Raw genomic sequence first — 1,058 nt, forward strand, 5'->3', positions numbered from 1 at the left:
TTTAATATAAAAGAATACACATTGGTAATAATAAAATATGCCAATATAGATATAAAAAGTGAATTATTAATAAAATAGGACATTGCTAGTGATATTATAAATAGCAAAAGTGAAATAACAGTTGCTACTAATAATGAAACATTCCCAGCAGGAATCTCTCTGGCCCTTTTAGTTTCATGTTTCCGATCAGATGCTATATCGAGAATATCATTGACTATATAATGACTAGAGGCACATAGTGACAAGCAAAAAAAAGCAGACAATGAGAGTAATATATTATCCAAAGAGAAGTAGCTATGTGAACTAACAAGTGCAACAAAAGCCAATATGTTCTTAGACCATTGATGTGGTCTCAACATCCTGAAGTAGTTTTTAAGTGTACATACAGGCTCTCCGATCACCTCAACAGGATTAGCCTTTAGTCGTCTTAACGTTTTAAATTTATAATTTATTAAAAACGAAGAACTAAAGGCTTCAAATAACGGAATATCATCTTGAGAGTTACCTATATATTCTATGTGTGATCCAGGGTACTCATTATTGATCGTTTTAACTTTTTCAGCCCCTGTATTATTAACCTGATCTGTCCCAATAACATCATCGAAAACACCAAGAAACCCCTGGACTTTTATTGCTATTTCATGTAGAGAACCAGTGCAAAGTACGACTCTGTAACCTTGCTTCTTCTTTTTATTACATAACTCAATGACTCTTTGATCATAGGAAAGGGAGGAAGGATCAAAGCCAAATATTCTATAAACGGCTCTTTTAAAAGCAACTTTGCCATTTAAAAGTGCTGACAATAACGGAAATATCTTGAATGGGTTCTTAATGAGATTTACAATCAAAGATTCTTCCAATATATCGCTTTTTGAAAGGCAACCATCAAGGTCGACTACAAATACTTTATCTATCACTTATAACACCAATCTGTAGAGAAAAACTAAATAATCGCTTGTTATTTTAGAATCAGTAAGATTCGTACACTAAATAGCTTTTCTATATTAATAAATTTCCACTTTAACTTGGTTTTCCCGAGTTTTATTACATCATAAAAG

At 32.0% G+C, this 1,058-nt stretch carries 1 protein-coding gene; it reads right to left on the reverse strand.

From position 1 onward, the window contains the following. Positions 1 to 917 (reverse strand): UbiA family prenyltransferase (locus tag AB4623_RS23740; RefSeq protein WP_372147490.1); only part of this gene is annotated, 917 nt, incomplete at its 3' end. Positions 918 to 1,058: the final 141 nt, after the last annotated feature.

Origin of the sequence: Vibrio sp. 10N.222.52.C12 (assembly GCF_041474215.1) — a bacterium.
In the GTDB taxonomy this organism is placed as follows: Bacteria; Pseudomonadota; Gammaproteobacteria; order Enterobacterales; family Vibrionaceae; genus Vibrio; species Vibrio crassostreae_C.